Here is a 26,354-nt window from a genome sequence, read left to right on the forward strand (position 1 = left end):
GATCAGGGCGTGCTCGGCCCAAAAACGGTATTCTACATGGCCGCGCGGGGTCGCGCCTGCCAGCGCGGCGGGTTAAAATACGGCATGCTTACTATTCTTGCCATTGAAACCTCGTCCGAAACCGCTTCCGTCGCACTGCTGCGGGGCGATGACGTCCTGAGCCGCGTCTCCAGCGGCGTGCGTACCCATTCCCAGGCTGTGTTGCCGATGATTCAGGAGTTGCTGGCCGAAGCCGGCATCAGCTTGCCGCAGTGCGATGCGATCGCCTTCGGCTCCGGCCCCGGCTCGTTTACCGGCGTGCGCACTGCGTGCGGCGTGGCGCAGGGGCTGGCGTTCGGCGGCAAGCTGCCGGCCGTGCCGGTGGTGACGCTGGACGCGATGGCCCTGGCCTGCCATCAGCAGCATGGCGCCGCCGAGGTGCTGGCGGTGCTGGATGCGCGCATGGGCGAGGTCTACTGGGCGCAGTATCGCTTTGACAATGGCGTGCTGGTGGCGGTATCGCCGCCGGTGTTGTCGGCGCCGGCCGACGTCCAGCCGCAAGGTTCGCCGGTAATGTGCGGCAATGGCTTGTCCGCGTATGCCGAGGCGTTCCCGGCCGGCGGCTTTGCCGAGGTGATGCCGCATGCCGCGCAGATCGCGCAGCTGGCGGCGGTGGCGTTCGCCGCCGGTCACACGGTGACGGCGGCCGAGGCGCAACCGCTGTATCTGCGGAACAAGGTCGCCTACACGCAGGCCGAGCGCCGCGATATGGCCGCTGCGAAGGAAGGCGGCGCATGACGGCGCCGGTCTGGGATCTGGCGCGGCTCAATTACGAGCCGATGCAGGCGTCCGACCTCGACGAGGTGTTCGCGCTGGAGCAGAGTGTGTATCCGTATCCGTGGACCATGGCCAATTTTGTCGACTCGCTCAACAGCAATTACGAGGCGTGGGTGCTGCGCGAGCGCGATGGTCATCTGCTGGGCTATTTCCTGTTGATGGCCGTGGTGGATGAGTCGCATTTGCTGAATGTGGCGGTGTCGGCCGAGAAGCAGGGGCAGGGCCTGGGCCGGTTTTTGTTGAACCAGGCGGTGGCGTGTTCGCGCGGGCTGGGCATGGAGTCGGTGTTGCTGGAGGTGCGGCCATCGAATACGCGGGCGTTGCAGATTTATGAGCGCTATGGATTTAAACAAATCGGCCGCCGTAAGGGATATTACCCGGCGGCCCACCAGCAACGCGAGGACGCGATTGTGATGCGGTTCAAGGTATGAGTCAGTCTTCGGCACGTAGCACGGCCTTCCTGCAGGAGATGGGGGTTGGCGTGCAATGGAAATTGCGCAGTGGGGCGGCGGAGGCCGAGGGCGATGCGTTCGTTTCGGCGGTGCAGGCGTTGGCGGATGGTTGGCCAGAGGATGCTGCGCCATCGGCCGCCGCGCCGGCTGCCGTGACGCCGGCAGTTGCCGCACCCGCGCCGCGCGTCGCCGCACCCGCTGCGATGCCGCCAGCGCCGTCCGCCACCGCGCATGCAGTTGCGCGCGCAGCGCCTTCTATGGCGCCGTCGGTGCCGCCGGAGCCGCAAGCCAACGCTGCGGCAGATACGCCAGCCGTCGCCCGTGCGGTCCCGCCGGTGCAGGCGCCCGCAGCGTTCGCCGCCACGTCTGACGACGATTCGATGGCATGGTTTGACGATGCGCCGGTACCGCCCGTCGCGCCGCGCGCAGCGCCACCAGCAAAGCCTGCTGCCCGCGCCGCTGCGCCGATGGAAGCCGAACCGGCGCGAGAAGACACCGCCTGGTTTGATGACGCGCCTATGCCGCCGCCGTCCGCCACGCCATCGCGCTCTGCCGCCAACGCAGCGGCGGATGCATCGCTATCGGAAGCCGCGCCATCGGATCTGGCAGCCGCCTCATACGCTGCGGCCGAGCTGGCGTCCACGCCAGTCAGCGACGAAGCGATCGCCGGCATGGACTGGCCGACGCTGCAAGCCGCCGTGTCGTCCTGCACCCGCTGCCGGCTGTGCGAGACGCGCGTTGCCGCCGTTAACGGCCGTGGCGCCGAGCGCGCGACCTGGATCGCCATCGCCGCCGCACCGTCTGTGGCCGACGAGCAGGACGTGCAAGCCATCAGCGGCGAGGCGGGGCAGCTGCTGCACAACATGCTGAAAGCCATCGAGCTGAAGCCGGAAGCCGACGTCTACATCACCAACGTGGTCAAATGCCGTCCGCCGGAGCGCAATCCAACTGGCGACGAAGTCATCGCCTGCCGTCCGTATCTGGAGCGCGAACTGGCGCTGACCGGCGCCACGATGGCCATGACGTTCGGCCAGTTCGCCGCCAAGGGCCTGATGATGGGACCAGCTGCGCGCGGCAAGGTGATGTACTACGGCGCCAATCGGCTGCCAGTCGTCGCCACCTACCACCCGGACGACCTGCTGCGCAAACCGGAAGACAAAGCCAAAGCCTGGGCCGACCTGTGCCTGGCGAAAGCCAGTGATGGCTGACCCGCTGGCCGGCAGCTTTCAAGCCCTGTTTGATAGCCGCTGGCCGCACTTGACGCATGCGCATGTGCGCGCACTGGCGTGGCTGCTGGAAGCGCCTGATTTGCTCGATCCAGCATCGCCCCACTGGCAAGGCCGCATCGCCACGCTGGGCGCGGTATCTTCAGCCACGCAAGCATGGCTGAACGCGCTGGAGCAGGACCCGTCGCCGCTGGAGGCTGCGTTGGGCGGCAAGCACTATTCCCGCCTCGGCCTGTACGCTGAAAAGCTGATGGCCTTCTACTTCGCGGAGCAAGGCCAGTTGTACGCGCACGGCCTGCAAGTTCGCGCCGACCGCACCGACACCATCGGCGAATTTGACTTTCTGCTGCACGAAGGCGACCAGCTGGTCCACATCGAGTTCGCCACCAAGTTCTACCTGCTGGACGGCGCCGACAACCTCAACGGCCTGATCGGCCCCAACCTGGCCGATACGCTGGGCCTCAAAATGCGCAAGATCTTCGACAAGCAATTGTCGCTGTCGCAGCACCCGGCGGCGCAAGCCATGCTGCCGCAGCCGGTGGCGCGCGCGCAGGCGCTGGTCAAGGGCTGGCTGTTCTATCCGGACGGCGTGCAGCCGATGCCCGGTATCTCGCAACAGCACTGTCACGGCTTCTGGATGACGCAAACGCAGGCAGCGCAAACCCTGCCGCAGCAGCGTTACGCCATCCTGCCTCGACTGCAATGGCTGGCGCCGTTGAAGACGGCGGTCGCAAATAGCGTGGACCGCGAAGCGCTGCTGGCGGCCGTCACCGGACAGGATGTGCCGGTGATGATTGTCGCCTTGCAGGAAAAAGGGGAGTGGCTGATCGAGGAGCGGCGGGGCTTTATCGTCCCCGACGGTTGGCGCGCACAGGCTGCGCAGCGCCGCCATGACGGCGTGCTGCCAGCCTAAGGCTTAGTGCTTGGCTTCACCAATCAGCGCGACCGAATCGAACTCGCGCTGATTGCGCTGATGCTTGCGCAGGATGTACAGCATGGTGCCAGCCAGGAACAGGCCGAACAGCAGAATGATGATGTCCAAGTTCAAGTGCGCGCGCAGCATCAGCGAGTACACCGCCAGCATCGTCAGGATCGACAGATTCTCGTTAAAGTTCTGCACCGCGATCGAATGACCGGCGCTCATCAGCACGTGGCCGCGGTGCTGCAACAGCGCATTCATCGGCACCAGGAAGAAGCCGCCCAGCAGCCCCACCAGCACCAGCAGCGGATAGGCGAGCTTGACCGAATGCACCATGGTCATGCTCATCACGATCACGCCCATGGCGATGCCGACCGGAATCACCGTTAGCGACTTGCGCAGCGACACAAAGCGCGCCGAAATAACCGCACCCAGCGCCACGCCAATGGCCACCACGCCGACCAGACTGGTCGACTGCTCATAGCTCAGATGCAGCGTGCGGCTGGCCCATTCCAGCACGATGAATTGCAGCGTCTGCGCCGCGCCCCAGAACAGCGTGGTCACGCCCAGCGAAATCTGGCCGAGCTTGTCTTTCCACAGCATGCTGAAGCAGTTGGCGAAATCGGTGATCAGCTTGATCGGATTACGTTCCTGGTGGCCGTACTTGCAGCCGGTGTCCGGAATCCGCGTATTAAACAGTGCCGCCAGCATATAGATACCGACCACCACGCACAGCGCGGCCTGGGTCGGCGTCTCGATACCGGTGTCGATCAGCGGCAGGTCAAAGCCCAGCAGCATCGACGATACGCGGTCGCCCACCAGCGCGCCGCCCATGACGGTGCCGAAGATGATCGAAATCACGGTCAAGCCTTCTACCCAGCCATTGGCCGCCACCAGTTTTTCAGCCGGCAGCAGCTCGGTCAGAATGCCGTACTTGGCCGGCGAATACACAGCCGCGCCGAAGCCGACGATGGCATACGCCAGCAATGGATGAACGTGAGCGAAAATGAGGAGGCAACCGCCAACCTTGATCAGGTTGGAGATGAACATAACCTTGCCTTTGGGCATGGAATCGGCGAAAGCGCCGACAAATGCAGCCAACAGCACATAAAAGAGGGTAAATGACAGCTTCAGGAGCGGCGTAATCCACCCTGGAGATTTCATGTTTACCAGCAGGTCGATCGCAACAAAGAGCAGCGCATTATCCGCCAATGACGAAAAGAACTGCGCTGCCATGATGGTATAGAAACCACGATTCATTCTGGGATAGCCTGGAAAACTTATCTGGCTTGCTTTATACCATGCTTTGATCGTAACCCCCAAGAATTGAGCGGTGCGCACTGGGCCGCAGGCGGTAAAATAGCGCCTTCGTTTACTCTGTAGAAATGCGTCGTATGCCGAGGCCGATCTTAGCAACTATTCACGTTGATTCCATGAAGCAGAACTTGGCGCTGGCCAAGGCCAAAACCCCCAACGCCAAGGCCTGGGGCGTGCTCAAGGCCAATGGCTATGGCCACGGTCTGGAACGCGCCATGCGCGCTTTTGCCGCCGCCGACGGCCTGGCGCTGATCGAATTCGACAACGCGGTCAAGCTGCGCGAGCTGGGCTGGACCAAGCCGATTTTGTTATTGGAAGGTTTCTTCGGTCCGGAAGACTTGGTCACCATGGCTGACCACAACTTACAGGCGGCAGTCCATTGCGACGAGCAGCTGGCGTGGCTGGAAGCGGCGGCGCCGCAACTGAGCGCGCGTGGCATTCGCTTTGACCTGCACCTCAAAATGAATACCGGCATGAACCGTCTCGGCTTTACGCCGGAGGCGTTCGCGGCTGCCCATGCGCGGCTGAGCGCAATTGCCTGTGTCGCCAGCATCACGTTGATGACGCACTTTGCCAATGCCGACGATATCGATCATCCGCTGCTGCCGATCGGCGAACAGTTGCGCCGCTTCGAGCGCGGCGCGGCTGGCTTGCCGGGTCCGCGTAGCCTGTCCAATTCGGCCGGTGTGCTGCTGCATGCTGATTTAAAAAGCGACTGGGTACGTCCCGGCATCATGCTGTACGGCGGCACACCGGGCGGCGGCACTGCCGATGACTTTGGCTTGCAGCCGACCATGACGTTGAGCAGCGAAATCATCGGCGTGCAGGACATCGCTGCCGGCGAGGTGGTCGGCTATGGCAGCCGCTTCAAGGCCGATGTGCCGATGCGCGTGGGCGTGGTGGCGTGCGGCTATGCCGACGGTTATCCGCGCGTGGCGCCGGCCGGCACCCCGGTGCTGGTCGATGGCGTGCGCACGCGTCTGGTCGGCCGGGTGTCGATGGACATGCTGACCGTGGACCTGACCGAACTGCCGCAGGCCCGCCTCGGCAGCAAGGTGACGCTGTGGGGCCGTGGCTTGCCGATTGACGAGGTGGCCGAGGCCGCCGACACCATCGGCTACGAGTTGATGTGTGCACTGGCGCCGCGCGTGCCGGTGGTGGAAGGTTAAACGGATGGCCAAGGCAAAAACCAATTTCACCTGCAACGAGTGCGGCGCGATCGCCAACAAGTGGACCGGCCAGTGCTCGTCGTGCCACCAGTGGAACACGATGGTGGAAACGCCGGTCGAGACCGTCGGCAATAACCGCTATTCGCAACCTGCCCACCTGGCGCTGGCGCAAACCGCGCCGGTGCTATCGCTGTCCGACATCGACGCCATCGACGTGCCGCGCTTCGGCACCGGCATCGAGGAGTTCGACCGCGTGCTGGGCGGCGGCCTGGTGGCGGGCGGTGTGGTGCTGATCGGCGGCGATCCGGGTATCGGCAAGTCGACCTTGCTGTTGCAGGCGCTGGCCAATGTGTCGCATATGAAAAAGGTGCTGTACGTGTCGGGCGAGGAATCCGGCGCGCAGATCGCCTTGCGCGCCAAGCGGCTGCAAGTCGACGCGCGCGACCTGAAGCTGCAAGCCGAGATTCAGCTGGAGAAAATCCTCGGCACGCTGGCGGACCTGAAGCCGGAAGTGGCGGTGATCGACTCGATCCAGACCGTGTATTCCGATGCCTTGAGTTCGGCGCCCGGTTCGGTGGCGCAGGTGCGCGAATGCGCGGCGCAACTGACCCGCGTGGCCAAGCAGACCGGCGTGACCATCATTCTGGTCGGCCACGTGACCAAGGAAGGCGCGCTGGCCGGTCCGCGCGTGCTGGAGCACATTGTCGATACCGTGCTGTACTTCGAGGGCGACAACCATTCCAGTTTCCGTCTGGTGCGGGCGATCAAGAATCGTTTTGGCGCGGTCAATGAGCTGGGCGTGTTTGCCATGACGGAGAAGGGGCTGAAGGGCGTGTCGAATCCGTCGGCCTTGTTCTTGTCGCAGCACGATAACCAAGTGCCGGGCTCTTGCGTGATGGTGACGCAGGAGGGGACGCGGCCGCTGCTGGTCGAGATCCAGGCGCTGGTGGATGCCAGCCATCTGCCGAACGCGCGCCGCTTGTCGGTCGGGCTTGAGCAGAACCGGCTGGCGATGCTGCTGGCGGTGCTGCACCGTCACGCCGGCATCGCGGCGTTTGATCAGGACGTTTTCATCAATGCGGTGGGCGGCGTCAAGATCAGCGAGCCGGCGGTCGACTTGGCGGTGCTGCTGGCGATTAACTCGTCGATGCGCAACAAGGCGCTGCCGCGCGGTTTCGTGGTGTTTGGCGAGGTCGGCCTGGCAGGCGAGATCCGGCCCGCGCCGCGTGGCCAGGAGCGGCTGCGCGAGGCGGCCAAGCTGGGCTTCTCGATCGCCATGATCCCTAGCGCCAACGTGCCCAAGCAGCCGATTGACGGCCTGACAATTATTGCTGTTGATCGAATCGATGATGCCTTCAATAAGCTGCGCGAAATCCAATAACGTTGTATTGTTACGTGTTGTAATCGTTAATAGTGCACATTACGTAACTAAAGGGATAAGAAAGTGGTAGTCGATCAAAGGACAGGCGCGCGCAAGATCGTGCGTTCGAAGGCAGTCGTGGTGATGGATGGCATGCCGCCCATGCAAGGGCGCACGTTGGACATCGCCAGCACTGGCTTGTCGCTCACGTTTGATCATAAACTGGCGGCGGGCGATATCGGCATGGTGTCGTTTGAGTTGTTCGTCGAGGGCAAGGCGCAGGTGCTGTCTTGCCGCTCGCGGGTGAATTACTGCATTTTCAGCGGTGACCACTTCAAAATCGGATTCCAGTTCATGAATCCAGACATGGCCACCATGGCCACCGTCAATAAATTCCTGCGGTGACAGGCGCGGGCCCGGTGTAACGGGCGCGTGGCCTGATCAGTCGGTTGGCTTGCACCTGTTCCAGCGCGTGCGCCAGCCAGCCGACGCAGCGACCTACAGCAAACAATACGAACGGGGCGTCTTTCGGCAGGCCGCAGGTGGCGGTCAGTAGAGAGAGGGCGTAGTCGATGTTCGGCAGCTCGCCGGCCTTTTGTTCTGCGGCCACGGCCAGTGCTGCATGTGGTTCCATCTTCGGTAGCAGTTTGATCAGGGCCTGGGCGCGCGGGTCGCCGTCGCGGTAAAGCGGGTGGCCGAAGGCGGGCAGGGCGCGGTTGCTGGCCAGCCAGTCGCGGACGGCTTGGGCTGGGCTGCTGGCGTTCGCCTGGGTGATCAGTTGGGCGAATTGCTGCGCCGCGCCGCCGTGCAAGGGGCCGGTGAGTGTGGTGAAACCGGCCAGCACACCGGCTGCCAGCGAGGCGCCGGTGGAGATGGCGACGCGGGTGGCGAAGGTGGAGGCGTTTAGTTCGTTGTCGGCCATCAGTACGAGCGCACGGCGGATCAGGTCTTCATGCGTTTCGGCATGCCAGGCGTGGGCGAGACGGCGGCTGATGGGGCCGACGTTGCCGTCAGTGGCGTGGCCGCACGCGATCGAGCTGCCGTCGCTTGCGGCGCTCGCGGTGTGGCCGGCAGTGCTGCCGGCCGGCGCCGCGCTGCGACCATCGGTCATGGCGTCGACCAGTGTTGCGAGGACGCCGGCGGCTTCGGCGCGCAGCTCGGCGACGGGACGGCCGAGCGAGGGCGCATCGACTGCGCTGCGGCGGGCGAGGATCAGCAGGCCGGCCGCCAGCGCGCTGTCGGCGGCCATCTGCCCGCTGGCGCTGTCTGCTGTGGTTTGGCTGGCGCTGGTGGCCCAGATGGTGGCCGCTTCATCTGGCGGACATTCCCACAGCAGCGCGGCGACCTCTTCCAGACTGGCATTCTCAGCCAGCGTCGCGGCGTCGTGGCCGCGGTAGAGCAGGCGGCCGTCCAGCGCGGTGGAGATGGCCGACGGCAGCACCGGGTCGCCATACTGCATCGCCTCGCTGGAGACGATTTCCACTTTGCGCCGTCCGTTGGCGCGGCGCGCCATGCGCAGCACGTCGTCGCGGTGATACAGGCTGCGGCGCGGATCATCCCCATCCGCCTTGGCGCGAATCTTTCCCCGGCTGACGTTGGCGTACAGCGTTTGCGGACGAACGTTGAGCACGTCCAAAGCCTCGGCGGCGGTCATCCAGGCCATCATCATTTCCTATGTTGACACTTCAAGTCAAGATTGACGCTTGTGGACCAGCAGTCCTAAGCTGCGGGCAAGCATAACTTACCTGGAGCTGTCATGCCTGATTCCCTGCTGAACGCCGTTTGGCCGGCGCTGGACTTGCCCGCTGCGGCGCTGGACGCCGTGCAACTGGTGGGCGAGGGCGCGTTGCCGTCGTACTTTGACGTGACCGGTCTGGCGGCGGCCTCGGTCGGCGCGGCGGCGCTGGCGGTGCGCGAGTTGATGCTGGCGCAAGGTTCTGCGCCGGGCCGCGTGTTGGTGGACCGGCGGCTGGCGTCAATGTGGTTCAGCTGGTCAATCGATCCGGTGGGCTGGGAACGGCCGCCGTTGTGGGACGCGGTGGCCGGCGATTATGCGACTGCCGACGGCTGGATACGCTTGCACACCAACGCGCCGCATCACCGCGCGGCTGCGCTGGCGGTGCTTGGTTGCCACGCAGAGCGTGCTGCGGTGGCGCGGGCGGTGGCCGGCTGGTCCGGGCTGGCGCTGGAGGCGGCGGTGGTGGCGCAAGGCGGTTGCGCAGCGGTGATGCGTTCGCTGGACGAGTGGCGGGTACACCCGCAAGGCCAAAGCGTCGCCAGGGAGCCGTTGATCGACTTCTGGGCCGCAGCGCCGAACAGCGCAGCGCAAGGCAGCCAGCAAGCGCGCGGCCGCGCGGATGGCGCCGCCGCTGCGGCAGCCGGCGGCGGCCGGCGAACATGGATGTGGACTGCGGGCCGGCCACTGGCTGGGCTGAAGGTGCTGGATCTGACGCGCGTGCTGGCCGGTCCGGTGGCGACGCGCTTCCTAGCCGGTTACGGCGCCGACGTGCTGCGGATCGATCCACCCAGCTGGAACGAGCCGGGCGTGATTCCGGAGGTGTCGCTTGGCAAGCGCTGCGCGCGTCTGGATTTGACGCAGGCGGCCGATCGCGCCGTGTTTGAAGGTTTGCTGGCGGAGGCTGACGTGCTGGTGCACGGCTATCGACCGGATGCGCTAGAGCGTCTGGGCTTTGGTGAACAAATGCGTCGGCAACTTAATCCGGGCCTGATCGACGTTTCGCTGGATGCGTACGGCTGGACCGGCCCGCTGGCCGGCCGGCGCGGTTTCGATAGTCTGGTGCAAATGAGCTGTGGCATAGCCCAGCATGGCATGCAGATGCAAGGCGCGGACAAGCCGGTGCCGCTGCCGGTGCAGGCGCTCGACCACGCCACCGGCTATCTGATGGCCGCCGCTGTGGTGCGCGCGTTGATTGCCCGCCTTAATGACGGCCGCACGCTGCACGCCCGGCTGTCGCTGGCCCGCACTGCCTTGCTCCTGACAGACGCGCTGCCGTCCGCCTGCGTCGCCGACTCGGCGTCCAGCGTCACGCCATCGCCGGGCTCGACTGCGCATCCGCCTGCCGCCGCGCCGCTGGTCAATACCCTCGCACCAACCGGTGACGGCGACTTCGCGCCACAGCTGGAGCAGACCGAGTGGGGGCCGGCGCGCCGCTACCGGCCGCCGGTGGAAATTGCCGGCGCCGCCATGGCCTGGGACCGGCCGGCAAGCAGCCTTGGCTCATCCGCAGCGCGCTGGCGCCAGGAATAAGGGTAGAATCTATCTCTATTCACCGCTTTGGTGCATGTATCCATGTTGCATACTATGTAAGTACCAACATGGCGGACCCATCATGACAACTATCAGCAATACGACTAGCTCTACCAGCTCAGGCGTTTCGACCGACGTGTACAACCGCGTCGCGCAAACCATGGCCCCGGCATCCGCCGCTGCCAACAAGGTCAACGCGTCCATCACCAAGGATCAGACCAAGCTGTCGGCGCTGGGACAGTTACAGAGCGCCTTATCCAATTTCCAGCAACTGGTGGCCGGGCTGACTGGTGATGGCCTCAGCACCAGCGCCGCCAGCTCGGCCAAGTCGGTGCTGACAGCCACCTCGACCGGCAGCGCCAAGGCCGGTACCTACGCGGTAGACGTCAAGCAATTAGCCCAGGGCCAGTTCCTGACCAGCGATGATTTCGCCACCGACGCCAACGGCAAGGTCGGCACCGGCGCCACCACCACCGTCAAGATCGACTTCGGCACCGCCGGCGGCGACAAGGGCTTTGTCGCCAACGCAGCGCTGACCAGCAAGAGTGTCACCATCGACGCCAGCAACAACACGCCGGACGGCATCGCCGCCGCGTTCAAGGCGGCTGGCGTTGACGTCAGCGTGGTCAAGGGCAAGAACGGCGAATATTCACTGTCGATCGCGGGCGAATCCGGCGCCGCCAACAGCATGCGCATCAGCGTCAGCGGCGACGCCGCACTGAAGAATCTGCTGGCCTACGATCCGACCGGCACCCAAAAACTCACGCAGACCAGCGCCGCGCAGGACGCCATCCTCACCGTCGACGGCGGCAAGGAAATCAAGAGCGCGAGCAATACCATCAAGGACAGCGCCATCGCCGGCGCCACTTTGAACCTGGTCACGGCCGGCAAGAGCGACGTCACCGTTGCGGCCGGCGCCAGCCAGATAAGCGACAACCTGAAATCGCTGGTCACCGCGTATAACGACCTCAACGCCAAAATGCAGAAGCTGCAAAAGGGCGACCTCAAGTCCGACACCGCGATGAACCAGGCCGTCAACCAGATGAGCCAGCTGCTGAAGACCGGCGGCGGCAGCGTCTCGGTCACCAAGCTGGCCGCCGCCGGCCTCAGCCAGGACAAGGATGGCAACCTGGTGCTGGACGACAAAAAGCTGCAAGCCGCGCTGACCACCGATTCGTCCGCCGTGTCCAAGCTATTCACCACCAGCGACGGCCGTGGCATCGCCGACCTGCTGTCGGCCAAGGCCGGCTCGCTGAGCTCGACCAGCAGCGTGCTGAACAAGGAAACCTCGCTGGTCACCAACGACATCAAGAGCCTGACCGCCAAGAAAGCCAGCATGACCAAGGCGCTGACCGCCCAGGCCAACGCGCTGGCGGCGCTGTACACCGCCCAGGCCCAGACTGGTTCCGGCAGCGCGTTGAACGGCACCAGTACCGGTACCGGCACCCTGTTCGACATGCTGGGCTGAGCGCCGCACGGGTTTCGTAACGAATCCCTTGCATCCGGACCGGCTATGCCCGATCATCACGGCTTGTGCGTGTATCCATTTTCGGAGGTGTTATGGCAGGGAAGTTCGTTGGCGCGGCGCTGGTGGCTGCTGGTTTGATGGTAGGCGCGGTGCAAGGTGCCGTTGCGCAAGAGGAAAAAGTCCTCAATATCTACAACTGGTCGGACTACATCGCCGAGGATACGGTTAAGAATTTTGAAAAAGAAACCGGTATCAAGGTCCGTTACGACCTGTTCGATAACAACGAAATCCTGAACTCCAAGCTGGTGGCCGGCAAGTCCGGCTACGACATCGTGGTGCCGACCGCCCAATGGGCGCGGTTGCAGATCGATGCCAAGCAGCTGCGCAAGCTGGACAAGACCAAGCTGCCGAATCTGAAAAATCTCGACCCGGCCATCCAGGCCAAGCTGGCCAATATCGATCCGGGCAACGACTACCTGGTCGACTGGCTGTGGGGTTACACCACGGTCGGCATCAATGTCAACAAGGTCAAGGCCGCGCTGGGCGGCATGCCGATGCCGGACAATGCCTGGGAGCTGGTGTTCAATCCGAAGTATGCGTCCAAGCTGAAATCGTGCGGCGTGTCCTTCCTCGACTCGCCGTCGGAAGTGCTGCCGCCGGCGCTGATCTACGCCGGCAAGCCGGCTTTCTCGAAAAACGCTGCCGACTACGTGGAAGCGGGCAAGGTGCTGCAGGCGATCCGTCCTTACGTTACGCTGTTCAGCTCGTCTGGTTATATCAATGACCTGGCCAACGGCGGCGTATGCGTGGCGCTGGGCTGGTCGGGCGACATCAACATCGCGCGTCAGCGCGCCATTGACGCCAAGAACGGCAATGTGATCGAAGTGCTGGTGCCGAAGACTTCGGCGGCGCTGGTGTTCGACACGATGGCGATTCCAGCCGATGCGCCGCACCCGAACAATGCGCATTTGTGGATCAACTACATCATGCGCCCGGAAGTCCACGCCAGCCTGACCAACAAGGTGTTCTACGCCAACCCGAACGCGGCCAGCGTCAAGTTCGTGCGCAAGGATATCGCCGGCAACAAGACGGTGTTCCTGTCGGACGAGGACAAGAAGAAGATGGCTGCGCCGGAGCCGGTGCCGGCGGATATTCGCCGCAATATCACGCGCATCTACACCAAGTTCAAAACTGGCGTTTGACGCGCCTTTTTACCCCGCATGGCCAGATGGGGTCTGACCCCGTGCGGGGTCAGACCCCTAAGCGGCGATGCACGCGCGTCGCTAACAGCTGCGGGGTAGGTGGATGCTAGTCGTGATACCGGTCCAGCAAGCGATTTTTACTGCCACGCATTTCCTGTACCAGTTCATAGACCACGAGGGCGATCATGCCCCCGAACATCCCCATGGTGAGCAAGGTGAACATCATGATGGCCTCCCCCGAGTAGTTGATACAATTAAACTCTAGCAGATGGCGGAGGCTTTACAAGCCTATTTCACGACCAGGTCGGCTGCCATGACGGCTTTCAGATACACACTCAGCGGATCGCCCGGTTCGCGTTGCGCGAACCACCAGGCGCTGGCCTTGCGGATGTCCCATTCGAGGTCATCGCCGGTCATCAGCATCGACGCCACCTGACCCAACGTCGGCTGGTGGCCGACCACCAGCACCGACTCTTTATTGCCCGGCCAGTTGACCGCCTTGAGGATGTCGGCCGGATCGGCGCCCGGCGCCAGGTCGGTATGGATTTTGAATTTGCGGCCCAGCGCCTCAACCGTCTGCAAGGTGCGTACGGCCGGGCTGGACAGGATACGGCAGCTGTCCGGCAGCTGCGAGTTCAGCCATTGGCCCATGCGACGCGCCTGTTTCTGGCCCTTGACCGTCAGCGCCCGTTCCAGATCGGTCATGCCGGGCGCCGCATCTTCGGCCTCGGCGTGCCGCCACAAAATGAGATCCATGCTTTTCTCCTGAGTTATAGCTGGAAACACATTAGAAAACAGATCCCGCAGATGTCGCCGCGCCCCTCCCGGCGCGCGGCGGCTTATTCTCCCAGATGGGCGTTGGGCGTGCCCAGCGTTTCCATCAGATGCTGCTGCGCGCTGAACGGCGCCTGCTTGCTGCGCGCCTTGCGGCGCTGGTAGTGGCCGTCCGCTTCCAGCTCCCACGCATTCATATTGTCCTTCAGGTACGGCGTCAAACCCTCGGCCATCACCCGCCGCTTGAGCGCCTTGTCCAGGATCGGGAAGGCGACTTCGATGCGGCGGAACAGGTTGCGGCTCATCCAGTCGGCGCTGGCCAGATAGGTATCATGCGCCAGGTCGTTGCGGAAGTAGTAAATGCGGCTGTGCTCCAGGAAGCGGCCGATCACCGAACGCACCTTGATGTTTTCCGACAGCCCCGGCACGCCCGGCTTCAGGGTGCAGGCGCCGCGCACGATCAGGTCGATCTTGACGCCGTCCTTGGACGCCGCGTATAGCGCGCGGATCACCGATTCGTCCACCAATGCATTGATTTTAACAATAATCCGGCCCGGTCGTCCCGCGCGCGCAATCCGCGCTTCGTTGCGGATCGCCTTGATGATTTCGTTCTGCAGCGCGAACGGCGCCAGCCACAGGTGCGTGAGCCGGTGCGGCTTGGTCAGCGAGGTCAGATGGATGAACACTTCGTTGACTTCCTGGCTCATGCCCGGATGGCAGGTCAAGAGGCCGAAGTCGGTATAGAACTTGGTGGTGGTCGGGTGGTAGTTGCCGGTGCCGAGGTGGGCGTAGTAGCGCAGCTTGCCTTCTTCGCGGCGGATCACCAGCGCGACCTTGGCGTGGGTCTTCAGGCCGACCACGCCGTACACCACCTGCGCGCCGGCCTGTTCCAGCTTGTCGGCCCAGTTGATGTTGGCTTCCTCGTCGAAGCGCGCCTTGAGCTCGACGATGACCGTGACTTCCTTGCCGGCGCGGGCGGCGATAATCAGCGACTCCATCAGGTCGGAGTTCATGCCGGTGCGGTAAATCGTCTGCTTGATCGCCACCACCGCCGGGTCGAAGGCGGCGCTGCGGATGAAGTCGATAACTGTCTGGAACGACTGGTAAGGATGGTGCAGCAGGATATCGCGCTCGCGCAGCGCAGCGAAGATATCCTGGTTGCCCGGCTTGTAAGCCTGGCCGGGGAAGAACGGCGGGAAGCGCAGTTCCGGATTGTGGACGTGGTCCATGATCTCGTTCAGCCGCACCAGATTGACCGGGCCGTTGACCGCGTACAGCCGGCTTTGATGCAGGCCGAACTGGTCGAGCAGGAACTGTGACAGCTCGGGCGGGCAGTTCATCGCCACTTCCAGCCGCACCGAGGCGCCGAACTGGCGGCCGACCAGCTCGCCTTTGAGCGCCTGGCGCAGGTTTTTGACTTCGTCCTCGTCGACCCACAGGTCGCTGTCGCGGGTCACGCGGAACTGCGAGTAGCCGATCACTTCGCGGCCGGCGAACAGGTCCGAAATGTGGGCGTGGATCACCGATGACAGCAGGCAGAACGACATGCCGCCGCTTTTCGACAAATGATCCGGCAGACGGATCACGCGCGGCAGCACGCGCGGCGCCTTGACGATGGCGATCGCCGTGCCACGGCCGAAGGCGTCCTTGCCGCCCAGCTGGACGATGAAGTTGAGGCTCTTGTTAACCACTTGCGGGAACGGGTGGGCAGGATCGAGGCCGATTGGCGTCAGCAGCGGCCGCACCTCGGTGTCGAAGTAGTCCTTGACCCAGGCGCGCTGCGCCTCGTTGCGCTCGTTGTGGCGCACCAGGTGAATGCCGTGGGCCGCCATCTCGGGCAGGATCTGGGTATTCAACAGTTCATATTGGTCGGTCACCAGCGCGTGGCATTCATTGCTGATACGCGACAGCGTGGCGACCAGGGCAGGGTGGCTGGACAGCGCGCCGTCGCCGGCGCCGGCCGCCAGCAGGCTGGCGACGCGCACTTCAAAGAATTCGTCGAGGTTGCTGCTGGCGATGCACAGATAACGCAGCCGCTCTAATAAAGGAATGCTGCGGTCTTCCGCCTGCGCCAGGACGCGGCGGTTGAACATCAGTTGCGACAGTTCCCGGTCCAGGAAAGCCGAGTTCTTGTTTACTTCAGCATGCAAGTCAGGCTTCATGTGTTTTTGATCACTTTGCAGGTAGTTCCATTCTAGCGTGTTTAAGCCAAGAATGATTGCAACAGTGTAAAGAAGAAATATGACAGCCCCATGACAGACTCTGTCATAAATGACCGCGGATTATGACAAGGCGGCGTAACATAGAGGGATCACGCACTCAGTTTACAGAGGGAAGGGCGGTCTGCTTAACTATTTTTGAAATATTTTGACCATGTCATAAACATGTCATAAATGGCCGTTAGACTTCGCAGCATCCTAACCTGTCATAAAAAAGGACTTGAAATGCGACTGAAACAATTGATCTCCTCCCTGATGGTCGGCGCAGCAGCTGTCATGGCTTTCTCGTCGGCTGCTCACGCCGCCGATATGACCGGCGCCGGCGCTACCTTCCCTTACCCAATCTACGCGAAATGGGCAGAGTCGTACAAAGCCGCCACCGGTAACGGCCTGAACTACCAATCCGTCGGTTCGGGCGCTGGCATCAAGCAGATCAAAGCCAAGACCGTCGATTTCGGCGCATCGGACATGCCACTGAGCGTAGCCGACCTGGACGCTGATGGCCTGATGCAGTTCCCTGCCATCATGGGCGGCGTTGTGACCGTGGTTAACCTGGACGGCGTCGCCCCAGGCCAGATGAAACTGACCGGCCCGGTTGTGGCGGACATCTACCTGGGCAAAGTCACCAAGTGGAACGATCCGGCGATCGTCGCGCTGAACCCAGGTGTGAAACTGCCAGCGGAAGACATCACCGTGGTGCACCGCGCCGACGGTTCGGGCACCTCGTTCCTGTTCACCGACTTCCTGTCGAAAACCAGCGCTGAATTCAAAACCAAGATCGGCGCTTCGACCGCTGTGAAATGGATCGTCGGCGTCGGCGGTAAAGGTAACGAAGGCGTCGCCGCCAACGTGCAGCGTATCAAGGGTTCGATCGGCTACGTCGAGTGGGCTTACGCTAAAAAGAACAAGATGTCGCACACCCAGCTGAAAAACAAGGACGGCAACTTCCTGCAACCTGACGACGAGTTCTTCAAGGCCGCTGCCGCCAGCGCCGAGTGGACCAAGACCCCAGGCTTCGGCGTGGTGCTGACCGACCAGGCTGGCAAAAACTCGTGGCCAATCACCGGCGTGTCGTTCATCCTGATGCACAAATCGCAGGCTGACGCAGCCAAAGGCAAAGAAGTCATCAAGTTCTTCGACTGGGCCTTCAAAAACGGCGGCGCCGCTGCTACCGAACTGGACTACGTTCCACTGCCGGCCACCGTTGTCAAACTGGTGCAGGACTCGTGGAAAGCCAACCTGAAAGACGCTTCGGGTAAAGCCATCTACTAATCCGGATCGTCCCTTCGCCGCCGGCAAGTCAGGCGGCGAGGGGGTTAGCCTGCTACGCCCAATTGGACGCAGCAGGCTAGCTTACATCCACCGAGAAAAAATATGAGCGCAGATATCACTTCCACGCCACTATCCAAGCAAGGGCCAGCCATGCAAACCAGCACCGCGCAAATGTCCGCCGTGGAGCAGGCTGCCATGCAGTCGATGCTCCGCACCATGCGCAAGCAGCGCATCCAGGATTTCTTCTTCCACAAAACCACCATGATCTTCGCGCTGTCGGTGCTGGCGGTGCTGCTGGGGATTATCTTTTCGCTGATGGTCGGCGCCTGGCCAGCCTTCAAGGAGTTTGGCCCCGCCTTCATCACCACCGTCGAATGGGATCCGGTCAATGACCAATATGGCGCGCTGATCGCCATCACCGGCACGCTGGTCACCTCCGGCCTGGCGCTGCTGATCGCCTTCCCGGTGTCGTTCGGCATCGCGCTGTTCCTGACCGAAATCTGCCCTGCCTCGCTGCGCCGCCCGCTGGGCACGGCGGTCGAGCTGCTGGCCGGCATCCCGTCGATCATCTACGGCATGTGGGGCCTGTTCGTGTTTGCGCCGCTGTTCGGCGATTACGTGCAGCCGTTCCTGAAAAACACCATCGGCCACCTGCCGCTGATCGGCCAGTTCTTCAGCGGCCCGACCATGGGCATCGGCATCCTGACCGCCGCGCTGATCCTGGCGGTGATGATCATCCCGTTCATCTCGTCGGTGATGCGCGACGTGTTCGAGATCGTGCCGGCCGTGCTGAAGGAGTCGGCATACGGCCTGGGCTGCACCCGCTGGGAAGTGGTGCGCAAGATCGTGCTGCCTTACACCAAGACCGGCGTGGTCGGCGGCGTCATGCTGGGCCTCGGCCGCGCGCTGGGCGAGACCATGGCGGTGACCTTCGTCATCGGCAACGCCAACAAGCTGTCGTGGTCGCTGTTCGCGGCGGGTAACTCGATCGCCTCGACGCTGGCCAATGAATTCGCCGAATCGGACACCGTGCTGCACACCTCGTCGCTGTTCGCGCTGGCGCTGATCCTGTTCGTGATCACCTTTATCGTTCTGTCCGCCGCCAAGCTGATGCTGGCTGGCATGTCTCGCAAGGAAGGCGTCAAATAATGAGCGCAACTCTGGAAAAAGCCGCGATGAATCCGGTTTATCGCAAGCGTCTGCTGACGCACCGCATCGGCATCGCCATGTCGGTGTTCGCCATGTCGATCGGCCTGGCCGTGCTGGCCTGGATTCTGGTGACCCTGATCGTCAAGGGTTTCGGCGCGCTGAGCATCCACCTGTTCACGCAAACCACCCCGGCCCCGGGCAGCGAAGGCGGCGGCCTGTTGAATGCGATCGTCGGCAGCCTGATGATCGTCGGCCTGTCGACGCTGATCTCGACCCCGATCGGCATCCTGGCCGGCATGTACCTGGCCGAATACGGTGAAGAAAACAAGATCGCCAGCATCACCCGCTTTGTCACCGACATCATGCTGTCGGCGCCGTCGATCGTGATCGGCATGTTCGTCTGGGCCATGTATGTGGCCACCGCCAAGCACTATTCCGGTTACGCCGGTTCGGTGGCGCTGGCGCTGATCGCCGTGCCGGTGGTGGTGCGCACCACCGACAACATGCTGCGCCTGGTGCCGAACAATCTGCTGGAAGCCGCGTTTGCGCTGGGTGCGCCACGCTGGAAAGTGGCGATGACGGTGCGTCTGCGCGCCGTCAAGGCTGGCGTCATCACCGGCGTGCTGCTGGCGGTGGCCCGCGTGTCGGGCGAAACCGCGCCGCTGCTGTTCACCGCGCTGAACAACCAGTTCATGAGCGTCGACATGAACGCGCCGATCGCCAACCTGCCGGTGGTGATTTACGGCTACGCCATGAGCCCGTATGACAACTGGCGCGAACTGGCCTGGGGCGGCGCACTGCTGGTAACGTTCAGCGTGCTGGCCCTGAACGTGATTTCGCGCACCCTGTTTGCCCAAAAAGCCCCGAACTAATTATTTAAAGCGAATCCATACAATGAATACGCAACTGAGCCAAGAGAACGTCGTCGCCATGAACCAGGGCAAACGCAAAACCATCGAGATTTCCGGCCTGAACTTCTTCTACGGTAAGACCCAGAGCCTGCACAACGTCAGCCTGGATATCCATGAGCGCCAGGTCACCGCTTTCATCGGCCCGTCGGGCTGCGGCAAGTCGACCCTGCTGCGCACGCTGAACCGCATGTACGACCTGTACCCGGGCCAGCGCGCCGAAGGTTCGATCATGTACCGCGGCCGTAACATCCTGGAAGGCGGCCAGGATCTGAACATGCTGCGGGCCAAAGTCGGCATGGTGTTCCAGAAACCGACCCCGTTCCCGATGTCGATCTACGACAACATCGCGTTCGGCGTGCGGCTGTACGAAGACCTGTCGAAAGGCGAGATGGACGAGCGCGTCGAATGGGCGCTGAAAAAGGCCGCGCTGTGGACCGAAGTCAAAGACAAGCTGAGCAAGAGCGGCCTGTCGTTGTCCGGCGGTCAGCAGCAGCGTCTGTGCATTGCCCGCGGCGTCGCCGTCAAACCGGACGTGCTGTTGCTGGATGAGCCGACCTCGGCGCTGGACCCGATTTCGACCTCGAAAGTGGAAGAACTGATCAGCGAGCTGAAACAGGATTACACCATCGCCATCGTCACCCACAACATGCAGCAGGCGGCGCGCTGCTCGGACTACACGGCCTATATGTACCTGGGTGAGCTGGTCGAGTTCGGCGAGACCGACCAGATCTTCATGAATCCGGCCCGCAAGGAAACCCAGGATTACATCACCGGCCGTTTCGGCTGATCGACCTTTATAATATTAGAATCGAATTGGAGCGCAGCATGATCGGTGAGCATTCATCCAAGCAGTACGACAACGAACTGGAAGCCATCCGCAGCAAGGTGCTGCTGATGGGCGGCATCGTCGAGACGCAGTTCCTCGATGCCATGACCTGCTTCCGCATTGGTAACGCCGAACGCGCCGACCGCGTGATGCGCGAAGACGACGCCGTCAACCAGCTGGAAGTCTCGCTGGACGACGCCTGCAGCCACCTGATCGTGCGCCGCCAGCCGGCCGCCAACGACCTGCGCACCATCATGGCCACCATCAAGGTGATTACCGACCTGGAGCGCATCGGCGACGAAGCCACCAAGATCGCCCGCACCGCCAAGCAGCTGCACGCGCGCGGCGCGGTGACCGTCAACCATTACGAAATGGTGCGCGGCATCGCCAACAACACCAGCGACCTGCTGCATGACGCGCTGGACGCGTTTGCCCGCAACGACGGCAAGCAGGCGCTGCAACTGATCGCCCAGGACGCCGTGATCGACCACGAGTTCCGCTCGATCATGCGCAACCTGATTACCTTCATGATGGAAGACCCGCGTACCATCTCGGCCGCGCTGGACACGCTGTGGGTGGCCAAGGCCATCGAACGCATCGGCGACCATGCCAAGAACATCGCGGAATACGTGATCTATGTGGTGGAAGGCAAGGACATCCGCCACACCAAAACCATCCCGCTGCCGGACGACGTCCCTGCCCAAGCTGAATAAGTACCCATGGCATCTGATAAAACAACTGTACTGATCGTTGAAGACGAACCGGCGATTGTCGAGCTGGTGACGTTCTCGCTGCGCGAAGCCGGCTGGAACTGCTGCAACGTGCAGAGCGCCGGCGAGGCCTGGGATTTCATCCAGACCAAGACGCCGCAGCTGATCCTGCTGGACTGGATGCTGCCGGATTCGACCGGCCTGCGCCTGCTGTCGCGCATCCGCTCGGACCGTCAATTCAACGACATCCCGGTCATCATGCTGACCGCCAAGAGCATGGAAGAGGACAAGCTGGCCGGTCTCAACAGCGGCGCCGATGACTACATCACCAAGCCGTTCTCGCCGCGCGAATTGCTGGCCCGCTCCAAGGCGCTGCTGCGCCGCAAGGCGCCGGAACACGCGCAAGCAACCATGCGCGCCGCCAACATCATGCTGGACCCGGTCAGCTGCACCGTCTCCATGGACGAGCAGAAGATCGACATCGGCCACGCCGAATACAAGCTGCTGAAATTCCTGCTGGCGCATCCGGAACGGGTGTTCTCGCGCAGCCAGCTGCTGGACAAGGTGTGGGGCGATCATGTGGTGATCGAGGAGCGCACGGTGGACGTGCATGTGCTGCGTCTGCGCAAGGCATTGAAAGAGGCCGAGCACTTGATCAAAACCGTGCGTAGTGTAGGCTACATGCTGTCGGAAAAAACCTGAGTTTCACATGAATCCAAAACTGGTGTTCTGGGTGCCTGCTGCGCTGCGTACCGCCATCATCCTGGCGGGGTGCGCGCTGGCGGGTTGGATGTTCGGCTGGACGACCGGGCTGGTGCTGGCCCTGCTGGCGATGATGGCGCTGGTGTTCACCCAGCTCAGCTATCTCTACCAGCTGAGCAACTGGATGGACGATCCGCGCAGCTTCAAGCTGCCGGACGGCTGGGGCGAGTGGACAAACATCTTCTCGCGCCTGTACCGCATGCGCCGCGACGATGAAAAGAATCAGGCCGAATTGACCGAATGGCTGGCGCGCTTCCGCCAGGCCATGCACCTGCTGCCGGATGGCGTGGTGATCATGGACGACGTGTTGTTCCTGGAGTGGTGCAACCCGGCCGCTGAACAGCATCTGGGCCTGAGTAACGAGCGTGACAAGGGTATGCGCGTGACCAACCTGGTGCGCAATCCCGACTTCATGGATTACATCATCCTCGGCCGCTACGACCAGCCGCTGACCATCAGCTTCCGCGAACGCAAGCTGATCGTGCACATCATTCCGTTTGAAAACCGCCGCCAGATTTTGGTGACGCACGATGCGACTGAAACCGAGCGCATCGAGGAAATGCGCCGCGACTTCATCGCCAACGCCTCGCACGAACTGCGCACGCCGCTGACGGTGATCGTCGGCTTCCTGGAAATCGCCGCGCAAGAGGGACTGGATGCGGCCACCCGCGCCGCCCACCTGAAGCTGATGACGGAGCAGGGCCACCGCATGCAGCACCTGATCGAAGACATGCTGACCTTGTCGCGGCTGGAGTCGGTGGATTATCCGATGCGGCCAGACCCGGTCGACGTGCACCAGCTGATGGAGCAGGTGGCGCGCGATGCGCGGGCGCTGTCGGCGGGCAAGCATGAGATTACGCTGACGGTCGATGGGCCGAATGTGATGGGTTCGTACGAGGAATTGCACAGCGCGTTCGGCAATTTGGCCTCAAATGCCGTGCGCTACACGCCGGCCGGCGGCAAGATCCACCTGGTGTGGAAAGAGCACGAAGGCGGCGTCAAGTTCAAGGTGGAAGACACCGGCATCGGCATCAGCCCGGAACACATCTCGCGCCTGACCGAACGCTTCTACCGCGTCGACAAGAGCCGTTCCCGCGAGACGCAGGGCACCGGCCTGGGGCTGGCGATCGTCAAGCACGTGCTGCTGCGCCACAGCGGCACGTTGCAGATCAAATCGGAAGCAGGCAAGGGCAGTGCCTTCATTGTCTGCCTACCGAAGACGGCGGTGGTGCAGCAGCAGCCGGAACTGCTGCTACATTAATCGACCAGCTCGGCGGGCACCTTGCCGCCGTTTTGCGCCAGCTTGTTCATCACCTGACGGTGCAGCCAGACGTTCATGCTGGCTGGGCTGTCGGTGTCGCCGGCATAATACAATTCCTGCGCCAGTTGCTGGCGGACTTGCAAGCTGCTGCGCAACTCCAGCAACGCCAACAAATCCACGATCGAACTGCGCCAATCCACCGGCTGGACGACTTGCTGCGCCTTGTCGTTGAGGATGGCTTCGACATCGACGGCGCCCTGCTGGGAAGCCGACGATATCTTGAGGAATATATCGGCAAGGACGCCCATGATGGATTAGTCAGGCCAGTTGCTCGTTGTAAAATGCGGTCACCTTGTCGACCACGCCGGGTACGTGCTGCTCTGCCGTGGCGGCGATCTCCTCCACCTGCGCCGCCGTGATTTGCTCGGTCTGCTCGGGCGTCACATGCGGATGCTGGTCATCGCCGAAGTCACCAATACTGGCCGCCAGCGACACCACCATCTCGTGGCTGACATTGCTCAGCAGGCGGTTAACAATCTCGGCGCGTTGCTCAGCGGTACTAAGCAGAAACAGCTGGCTGATGGTGTGAGGCTCGGTTGGCGTATCGATAGCGGTGGTCATGTTGGCTCCTTGAAGTCTATGACAGCAAGTTAGCTGTGCCGCGACACCGGGTCTGTACGGACGCTAACTGAAGTAATCAGGATAATGCTTCGGCGAGATATAATTTTTCGTGTCCAGCGGCGGGTCTATCCGTTCCAGTGGCAGGTCGGCCAGCAGGGTCTCGATTTTTTCAGCATCCTGCACATTTTGTTCCGATACTTCATACCTGTTACCCACCGAAATCTTGATGGTGTTGGCGCTACACCAGACAAACACCGCAATCCCCATTATTTCGCAGTGAGCAGGCTGCTCGATCCACTCGGTGCCGGCAATCAGCGATGGGAATTGCACGAACACCTCTCCACGGTAGGATACGCCGAACTCCGGTTGCGGCGGCTTGGTCTCAAACCGCACCAGCGTAATGCCTAATTTGGCCATTGATAATTCCAGCTCTTCAGCTGTCCGGTAAGCGAAGGCAGCATTTAGCGAATCGCCGTCGTTCGCATGGCCGCCGAATGCGCGGAAAAAGCGGAAGAACTTCAGCCTTCGCGCCCAGGCGCGAAGCTCCGTTTCCGGATGCGTTTCAAATAAATACTGCTGCCATCTGTCCATCAGCTTTGTAACCCTTCATAGAAATGGTCCACGCAAAAGGCTCTACCCTTGAGCGCATGTTGCGTGCAGCCCTGTTTCAGGCAGATGGACGTATCCACACCGCCATGGTTCTCCAGCAGGCGTTCCTTTATCAAGGGCGCCATATCAATCGATTTCCATCCTTCGGACGAGGCCAGCTTGAGCGCGTACAGCGGCTGATATTTATCCCATTCATCGGTACGCCAAAGCTGGCCGCACGCGGCGCATTGCAATAGCTTGATCCAGTCGCCCGTATCAAGGCAGCGCATTCCTGCGACAAACTCCGCGTAGTTTTGACTGATTTCTACAAGTGCTCTTTGACTGCTACAGCGACAAACCATCGTTCTACTCCAAGGTCGGTTCTCACGGATATACAGATGGAAGTCCCATTTTCTTTCGGCGAGTATTTAAATTCTTAGGGTCGTCGATGGGGGCGACTTTGTTGCTGCCGTATTCGAACTCCGTGCCGTAAAGTTGGGGCTTTCCTTGTTTGACCAGTATCCGGTCGACCAGCCAGACGAATTTTTCATTGGGGATCTCTCCACGGCCATTAGCTGCCTTGACCATTTCGAAATACTTTAGCTGATAATCCAACGGCGCATGCTGGATGATCAGGAAGGCGGAGAATGCGGCGCGTTTCTTGTCCAGCGCACCGGGCCATCCGCAATGGCTCAGTAATTGCTCCAGTCTTCGCTGATTGGCTTCATCCGTATCTGAAATGCTTATTTCAAGCTGGTCTTTTTCCTTCAGATTGACACTGCTACCTCGGTGCTCATTTTCAAGGATCTTGATATAGCGTCCTCTCAATGCCTGATCCTGGCTGTGCATCCGCGCATATTCCCTGGCCAGTGCATTTTGTTGGCACTCGTCGGCAAATGTATGCATCGGTAGCAGCATGACCAGGGTTAGCGCGCATAAGCCGAAAGTTTTCATTGTCTGCCCCATTATTTCAATTGGACGATTTGCTGCCGGGTGCCATCGCTCAATGGCCTTGGTGTGACTGCTACTTGTATGCCGTCACCCGCAATCGCGACCGCTGCGAAACGCGGTGCTTGCGGGACGCCGTTCTCCGGGTAATTCACGACGACGCTGGACGGTTCGATTGCATGGCCGTTGAGCGACGGGCGGTGAAAGGTGATGGTCACGGCTGGAATCGCAGAGTCTGACCCATAGACTTCGACAAAAGATGCCAACTGGGAGCTGAGCTGAGCGTCGTCGCTATCCATCCTCAGTGATCCCGGCGTGCAGATAGTCTTGCCGCTTGCGTCTTTTATCGTGGCGGTAAGCCAGCTGTGCGAATTTTTTACTTCGCGGGTGACGGAGTAGACGTAGCTCCCGCTGTGCCAATGACAGGCAGCGCGCACGCTGACAAAATTCCCCTCGTATCCGGCGGCCTCGAAATGCGTTCCCGGTGGCCCCTGGGCATAATCCAGATCAATTGCTTGGCCGGTGGCCCAACGTGAGAATAGCGTTCCGCGTCCGAGCGGCACCAAGGTGCGCTCGCTGGCACTTGGCCAGCCGGCCACATGGGTTTGAACGCCACCGTAGAAGTTTGATCCGCCCACCGTTACCAGGCCGAGTGGCGCGATATAAAAATCGGCATCGTCCGGCACGTCGTTTGAGATATCGAACGCGATGCTCAGCGAATCCAGTTGTTCGTGCGCAGGCAAAGTCCACCAAAGATCCGCCAGGTGCCATGGATAGGCGGGCGGTGTATCGGCGGAGCGAGCAGGCGGCGAGAAAGCGAAAGCCGCCAAGGCCAGCGTGCCCAGCGTTGTTGCGTATCGTTGTCTTGCTGTGCGCATAGTCAGGCAACTATCCTGCGATAGAAAATCTGACAACAGAAAACTAACGCCAAGACAAAGAAGATAACGGAGAACGAAGTTACTACCTCCTCAGGTAAGACGGATGGAAATACCTTGTCGAAAACCGTGTAGGCCAATGAGAAGACATAGGCCACCGATAAGACCCACTGTTTACGCACGGCGAACGCAGTACACGCAACACCGGAAGCAACAAGACTTAAAATCGTCGTGGTTTGCA

27 protein-coding genes are annotated in these 26,354 nt (G+C 61.9%); 17 read left to right on the plus strand and 10 right to left on the minus strand.

Annotated elements, in window-relative coordinates; translation table 11 throughout:
* The first annotated feature begins 84 nt into the window (after positions 1-84).
* Genes tsaB through HH213_RS21805 form a run of 4 tightly spaced genes read left to right on the plus strand, consistent with a single transcriptional unit; the run spans position 85 to position 3,407 of the window.
* Complete coding sequence (gene tsaB, locus HH213_RS21790) at positions 85-777, plus strand: tRNA (adenosine(37)-N6)-threonylcarbamoyltransferase complex dimerization subunit type 1 TsaB (RefSeq protein WP_169113623.1); 693 nt, start codon at positions 85-87, stop codon at positions 775-777.
* A complete protein-coding gene (rimI, locus tag HH213_RS21795) occupies positions 774-1,247 on the plus strand; it encodes a ribosomal protein S18-alanine N-acetyltransferase (protein ID WP_169113624.1) in 474 nt (157 codons plus the stop codon). The genes tsaB and rimI overlap by 4 nt, the downstream gene beginning before the upstream one ends.
* The gene (locus HH213_RS21800; RefSeq protein WP_229263102.1) at positions 1,244-2,476 is read left to right on the plus strand and encodes a uracil-DNA glycosylase; all 1,233 of its coding nucleotides are present in this window, start codon (positions 1,244-1,246) and stop codon (positions 2,474-2,476) included. The genes rimI and HH213_RS21800 overlap by 4 nt, the downstream gene beginning before the upstream one ends.
* The gene (locus HH213_RS21805) at positions 2,469-3,407 is read left to right on the plus strand and encodes a DUF1853 family protein (protein WP_169115320.1); all 939 of its coding nucleotides are present in this window, start codon (positions 2,469-2,471) and stop codon (positions 3,405-3,407) included. Before HH213_RS21800 ends, HH213_RS21805 begins: the two co-directional genes overlap by 8 nt.
* 3 nt (positions 3,408-3,410) lie before the next feature.
* Here HH213_RS21805 and lplT read toward each other — a convergent pair whose 3' ends face one another.
* Positions 3,411-4,673, minus strand: a complete 1,263-nt coding sequence (gene lplT / locus HH213_RS21810) for a lysophospholipid transporter LplT (RefSeq protein WP_110848433.1) — start codon at positions 4,671-4,673, stop codon at positions 3,411-3,413.
* Between the two features lie 134 nt (positions 4,674-4,807).
* Between lplT and alr the strand changes: the two genes are divergently transcribed.
* The 3 genes from alr (at position 4,808) to HH213_RS21825 (ending at position 7,664) form a co-directional block, all read left to right on the plus strand.
* Positions 4,808-5,899, plus strand: a complete 1,092-nt coding sequence (gene alr / locus HH213_RS21815) for an alanine racemase (protein ID WP_169113625.1) — start codon at positions 4,808-4,810, stop codon at positions 5,897-5,899.
* 4 nt (positions 5,900-5,903) lie between these two features.
* On the plus strand, positions 5,904-7,280 hold the full coding sequence (gene radA, locus HH213_RS21820) for a DNA repair protein RadA (RefSeq protein WP_169113626.1): 1,377 nt from the start codon (positions 5,904-5,906) through the stop codon (positions 7,278-7,280).
* Between the two features lie 63 nt (positions 7,281-7,343).
* Positions 7,344-7,664: a PilZ domain-containing protein gene (locus HH213_RS21825; RefSeq protein ID WP_110848430.1), complete on the plus strand. Its 321-nt coding sequence runs from the start codon at positions 7,344-7,346 to the stop codon at positions 7,662-7,664.
* Here the strand turns inward: HH213_RS21825 and HH213_RS21830 are convergent.
* Positions 7,645-8,928, minus strand: coding sequence for a citrate synthase family protein (locus HH213_RS21830; RefSeq protein ID WP_229263103.1), 1,284 nt, complete (start codon positions 8,926-8,928; stop codon positions 7,645-7,647). The two genes, HH213_RS21825 and HH213_RS21830, sit on opposite strands and share 20 nt — an antisense overlap.
* 87 nt (positions 8,929-9,015) lie before the next feature.
* On the opposite strand from HH213_RS21830, the gene HH213_RS21835 reads away from it, so the two are divergent.
* From HH213_RS21835 to HH213_RS21845, 3 genes are all read left to right on the plus strand, one after another.
* Entirely contained in the window at positions 9,016-10,527 is a 1,512-nt protein-coding gene (locus tag HH213_RS21835; RefSeq protein WP_169113627.1) for a CoA transferase, read from the plus strand.
* An 82-nt stretch (positions 10,528-10,609) separates the two neighbouring features.
* Positions 10,610-11,995, plus strand: a complete 1,386-nt coding sequence (gene fliD, locus HH213_RS21840) for a flagellar filament capping protein FliD (RefSeq protein ID WP_169113628.1) — start codon at positions 10,610-10,612, stop codon at positions 11,993-11,995.
* Positions 11,996-12,087: 92 nt separating this feature from the next.
* Positions 12,088-13,197 carry a polyamine ABC transporter substrate-binding protein gene (locus tag HH213_RS21845; RefSeq protein WP_169113629.1) on the plus strand — a complete coding sequence of 370 codons (1,110 nt, stop codon included), beginning with the start codon at positions 12,088-12,090 and terminating at the stop codon, positions 13,195-13,197.
* A 288-nt stretch (positions 13,198-13,485) separates the two neighbouring features.
* Here HH213_RS21845 and sixA read toward each other — a convergent pair whose 3' ends face one another.
* Positions 13,486-13,953, minus strand: a complete 468-nt coding sequence (gene sixA / locus HH213_RS21850; protein WP_110848425.1) for a phosphohistidine phosphatase SixA — start codon at positions 13,951-13,953, stop codon at positions 13,486-13,488.
* A gap of 83 nt (positions 13,954-14,036) precedes the next feature.
* A complete protein-coding gene (gene ppk1, locus HH213_RS21855; protein WP_110848424.1) occupies positions 14,037-16,133 on the minus strand; it encodes a polyphosphate kinase 1 in 2,097 nt (698 codons plus the stop codon).
* Positions 16,134-16,415: 282 nt separating this feature from the next.
* Between ppk1 and pstS the strand changes: the two genes are divergently transcribed.
* The 7 genes from pstS to phoR all read left to right on the plus strand — a co-directional run bounded on the left by pstS (position 16,416) and on the right by phoR (position 23,081).
* Positions 16,416-17,462: a phosphate ABC transporter substrate-binding protein PstS gene (gene pstS / locus HH213_RS21860; protein WP_110848423.1), complete on the plus strand. Its 1,047-nt coding sequence runs from the start codon at positions 16,416-16,418 to the stop codon at positions 17,460-17,462.
* Between the two features lie 150 nt (positions 17,463-17,612).
* Positions 17,613-18,611, plus strand: coding sequence for a phosphate ABC transporter permease subunit PstC (gene pstC / locus HH213_RS21865; RefSeq protein ID WP_110848422.1), 999 nt, complete (start codon positions 17,613-17,615; stop codon positions 18,609-18,611).
* A complete protein-coding gene (gene pstA / locus HH213_RS21870; RefSeq protein WP_110848421.1) occupies positions 18,611-19,483 on the plus strand; it encodes a phosphate ABC transporter permease PstA in 873 nt (290 codons plus the stop codon). Before pstC ends, pstA begins: the two co-directional genes overlap by 1 nt.
* Before the next feature lie 22 nt (positions 19,484-19,505).
* Positions 19,506-20,309: a phosphate ABC transporter ATP-binding protein PstB gene (gene pstB, locus HH213_RS21875; RefSeq protein ID WP_229260969.1), complete on the plus strand. Its 804-nt coding sequence runs from the start codon at positions 19,506-19,508 to the stop codon at positions 20,307-20,309.
* A gap of 38 nt (positions 20,310-20,347) precedes the next feature.
* Positions 20,348-21,061 (plus strand): phosphate signaling complex protein PhoU, encoded by a 714-nt coding sequence (gene phoU, locus HH213_RS21880; RefSeq protein WP_110848420.1) that lies wholly within the window; start codon positions 20,348-20,350, stop codon positions 21,059-21,061.
* A gap of 6 nt (positions 21,062-21,067) precedes the next feature.
* A complete protein-coding gene (locus tag HH213_RS21885) occupies positions 21,068-21,760 on the plus strand; it encodes a response regulator (protein WP_110848419.1) in 693 nt (230 codons plus the stop codon).
* Between the two features lie 7 nt (positions 21,761-21,767).
* Positions 21,768-23,081, plus strand: a complete 1,314-nt coding sequence (gene phoR / locus HH213_RS21890; protein WP_169113630.1) for a phosphate regulon sensor histidine kinase PhoR — start codon at positions 21,768-21,770, stop codon at positions 23,079-23,081.
* On the opposite strand, the gene HH213_RS21895 is transcribed toward phoR, so the two are convergent.
* The 6 genes from HH213_RS21895 to HH213_RS21920 form a co-directional block, all read right to left on the minus strand.
* A complete protein-coding gene (locus HH213_RS21895; protein WP_110848417.1) occupies positions 23,078-23,389 on the minus strand; it encodes a DUF3597 domain-containing protein in 312 nt (103 codons plus the stop codon). The two genes, phoR and HH213_RS21895, sit on opposite strands and share 4 nt — an antisense overlap.
* 10 nt (positions 23,390-23,399) lie before the next feature.
* Positions 23,400-23,702: a hypothetical protein gene (locus tag HH213_RS21900; protein ID WP_110848416.1), complete on the minus strand. Its 303-nt coding sequence runs from the start codon at positions 23,700-23,702 to the stop codon at positions 23,400-23,402.
* Between the two features lie 63 nt (positions 23,703-23,765).
* Complete coding sequence (locus HH213_RS21905) at positions 23,766-24,293, minus strand: hypothetical protein (RefSeq protein ID WP_169113631.1); 528 nt, start codon at positions 24,291-24,293, stop codon at positions 23,766-23,768.
* Positions 24,293-24,580 carry a metal-binding protein gene (locus HH213_RS21910; RefSeq protein WP_169113632.1) on the minus strand — a complete coding sequence of 96 codons (288 nt, stop codon included), beginning with the start codon at positions 24,578-24,580 and terminating at the stop codon, positions 24,293-24,295. Before HH213_RS21910 ends, HH213_RS21905 begins: the two co-directional genes overlap by 1 nt.
* 94 nt (positions 24,581-24,674) lie before the next feature.
* Positions 24,675-25,244, minus strand: a complete 570-nt coding sequence (locus HH213_RS21915; protein ID WP_169113633.1) for a DUF6624 domain-containing protein — start codon at positions 25,242-25,244, stop codon at positions 24,675-24,677.
* Between the two features lie 11 nt (positions 25,245-25,255).
* The gene (locus HH213_RS21920; RefSeq protein WP_169113634.1) at positions 25,256-26,116 is read right to left on the minus strand and encodes a hypothetical protein; all 861 of its coding nucleotides are present in this window, start codon (positions 26,114-26,116) and stop codon (positions 25,256-25,258) included.
* Positions 26,117-26,354: the final 238 nt, after the last annotated feature.

The organism is Duganella dendranthematis (assembly GCF_012849375.1).
GTDB lineage: Bacteria > Pseudomonadota > Gammaproteobacteria > Burkholderiales > Burkholderiaceae_D > Rugamonas > Rugamonas dendranthematis.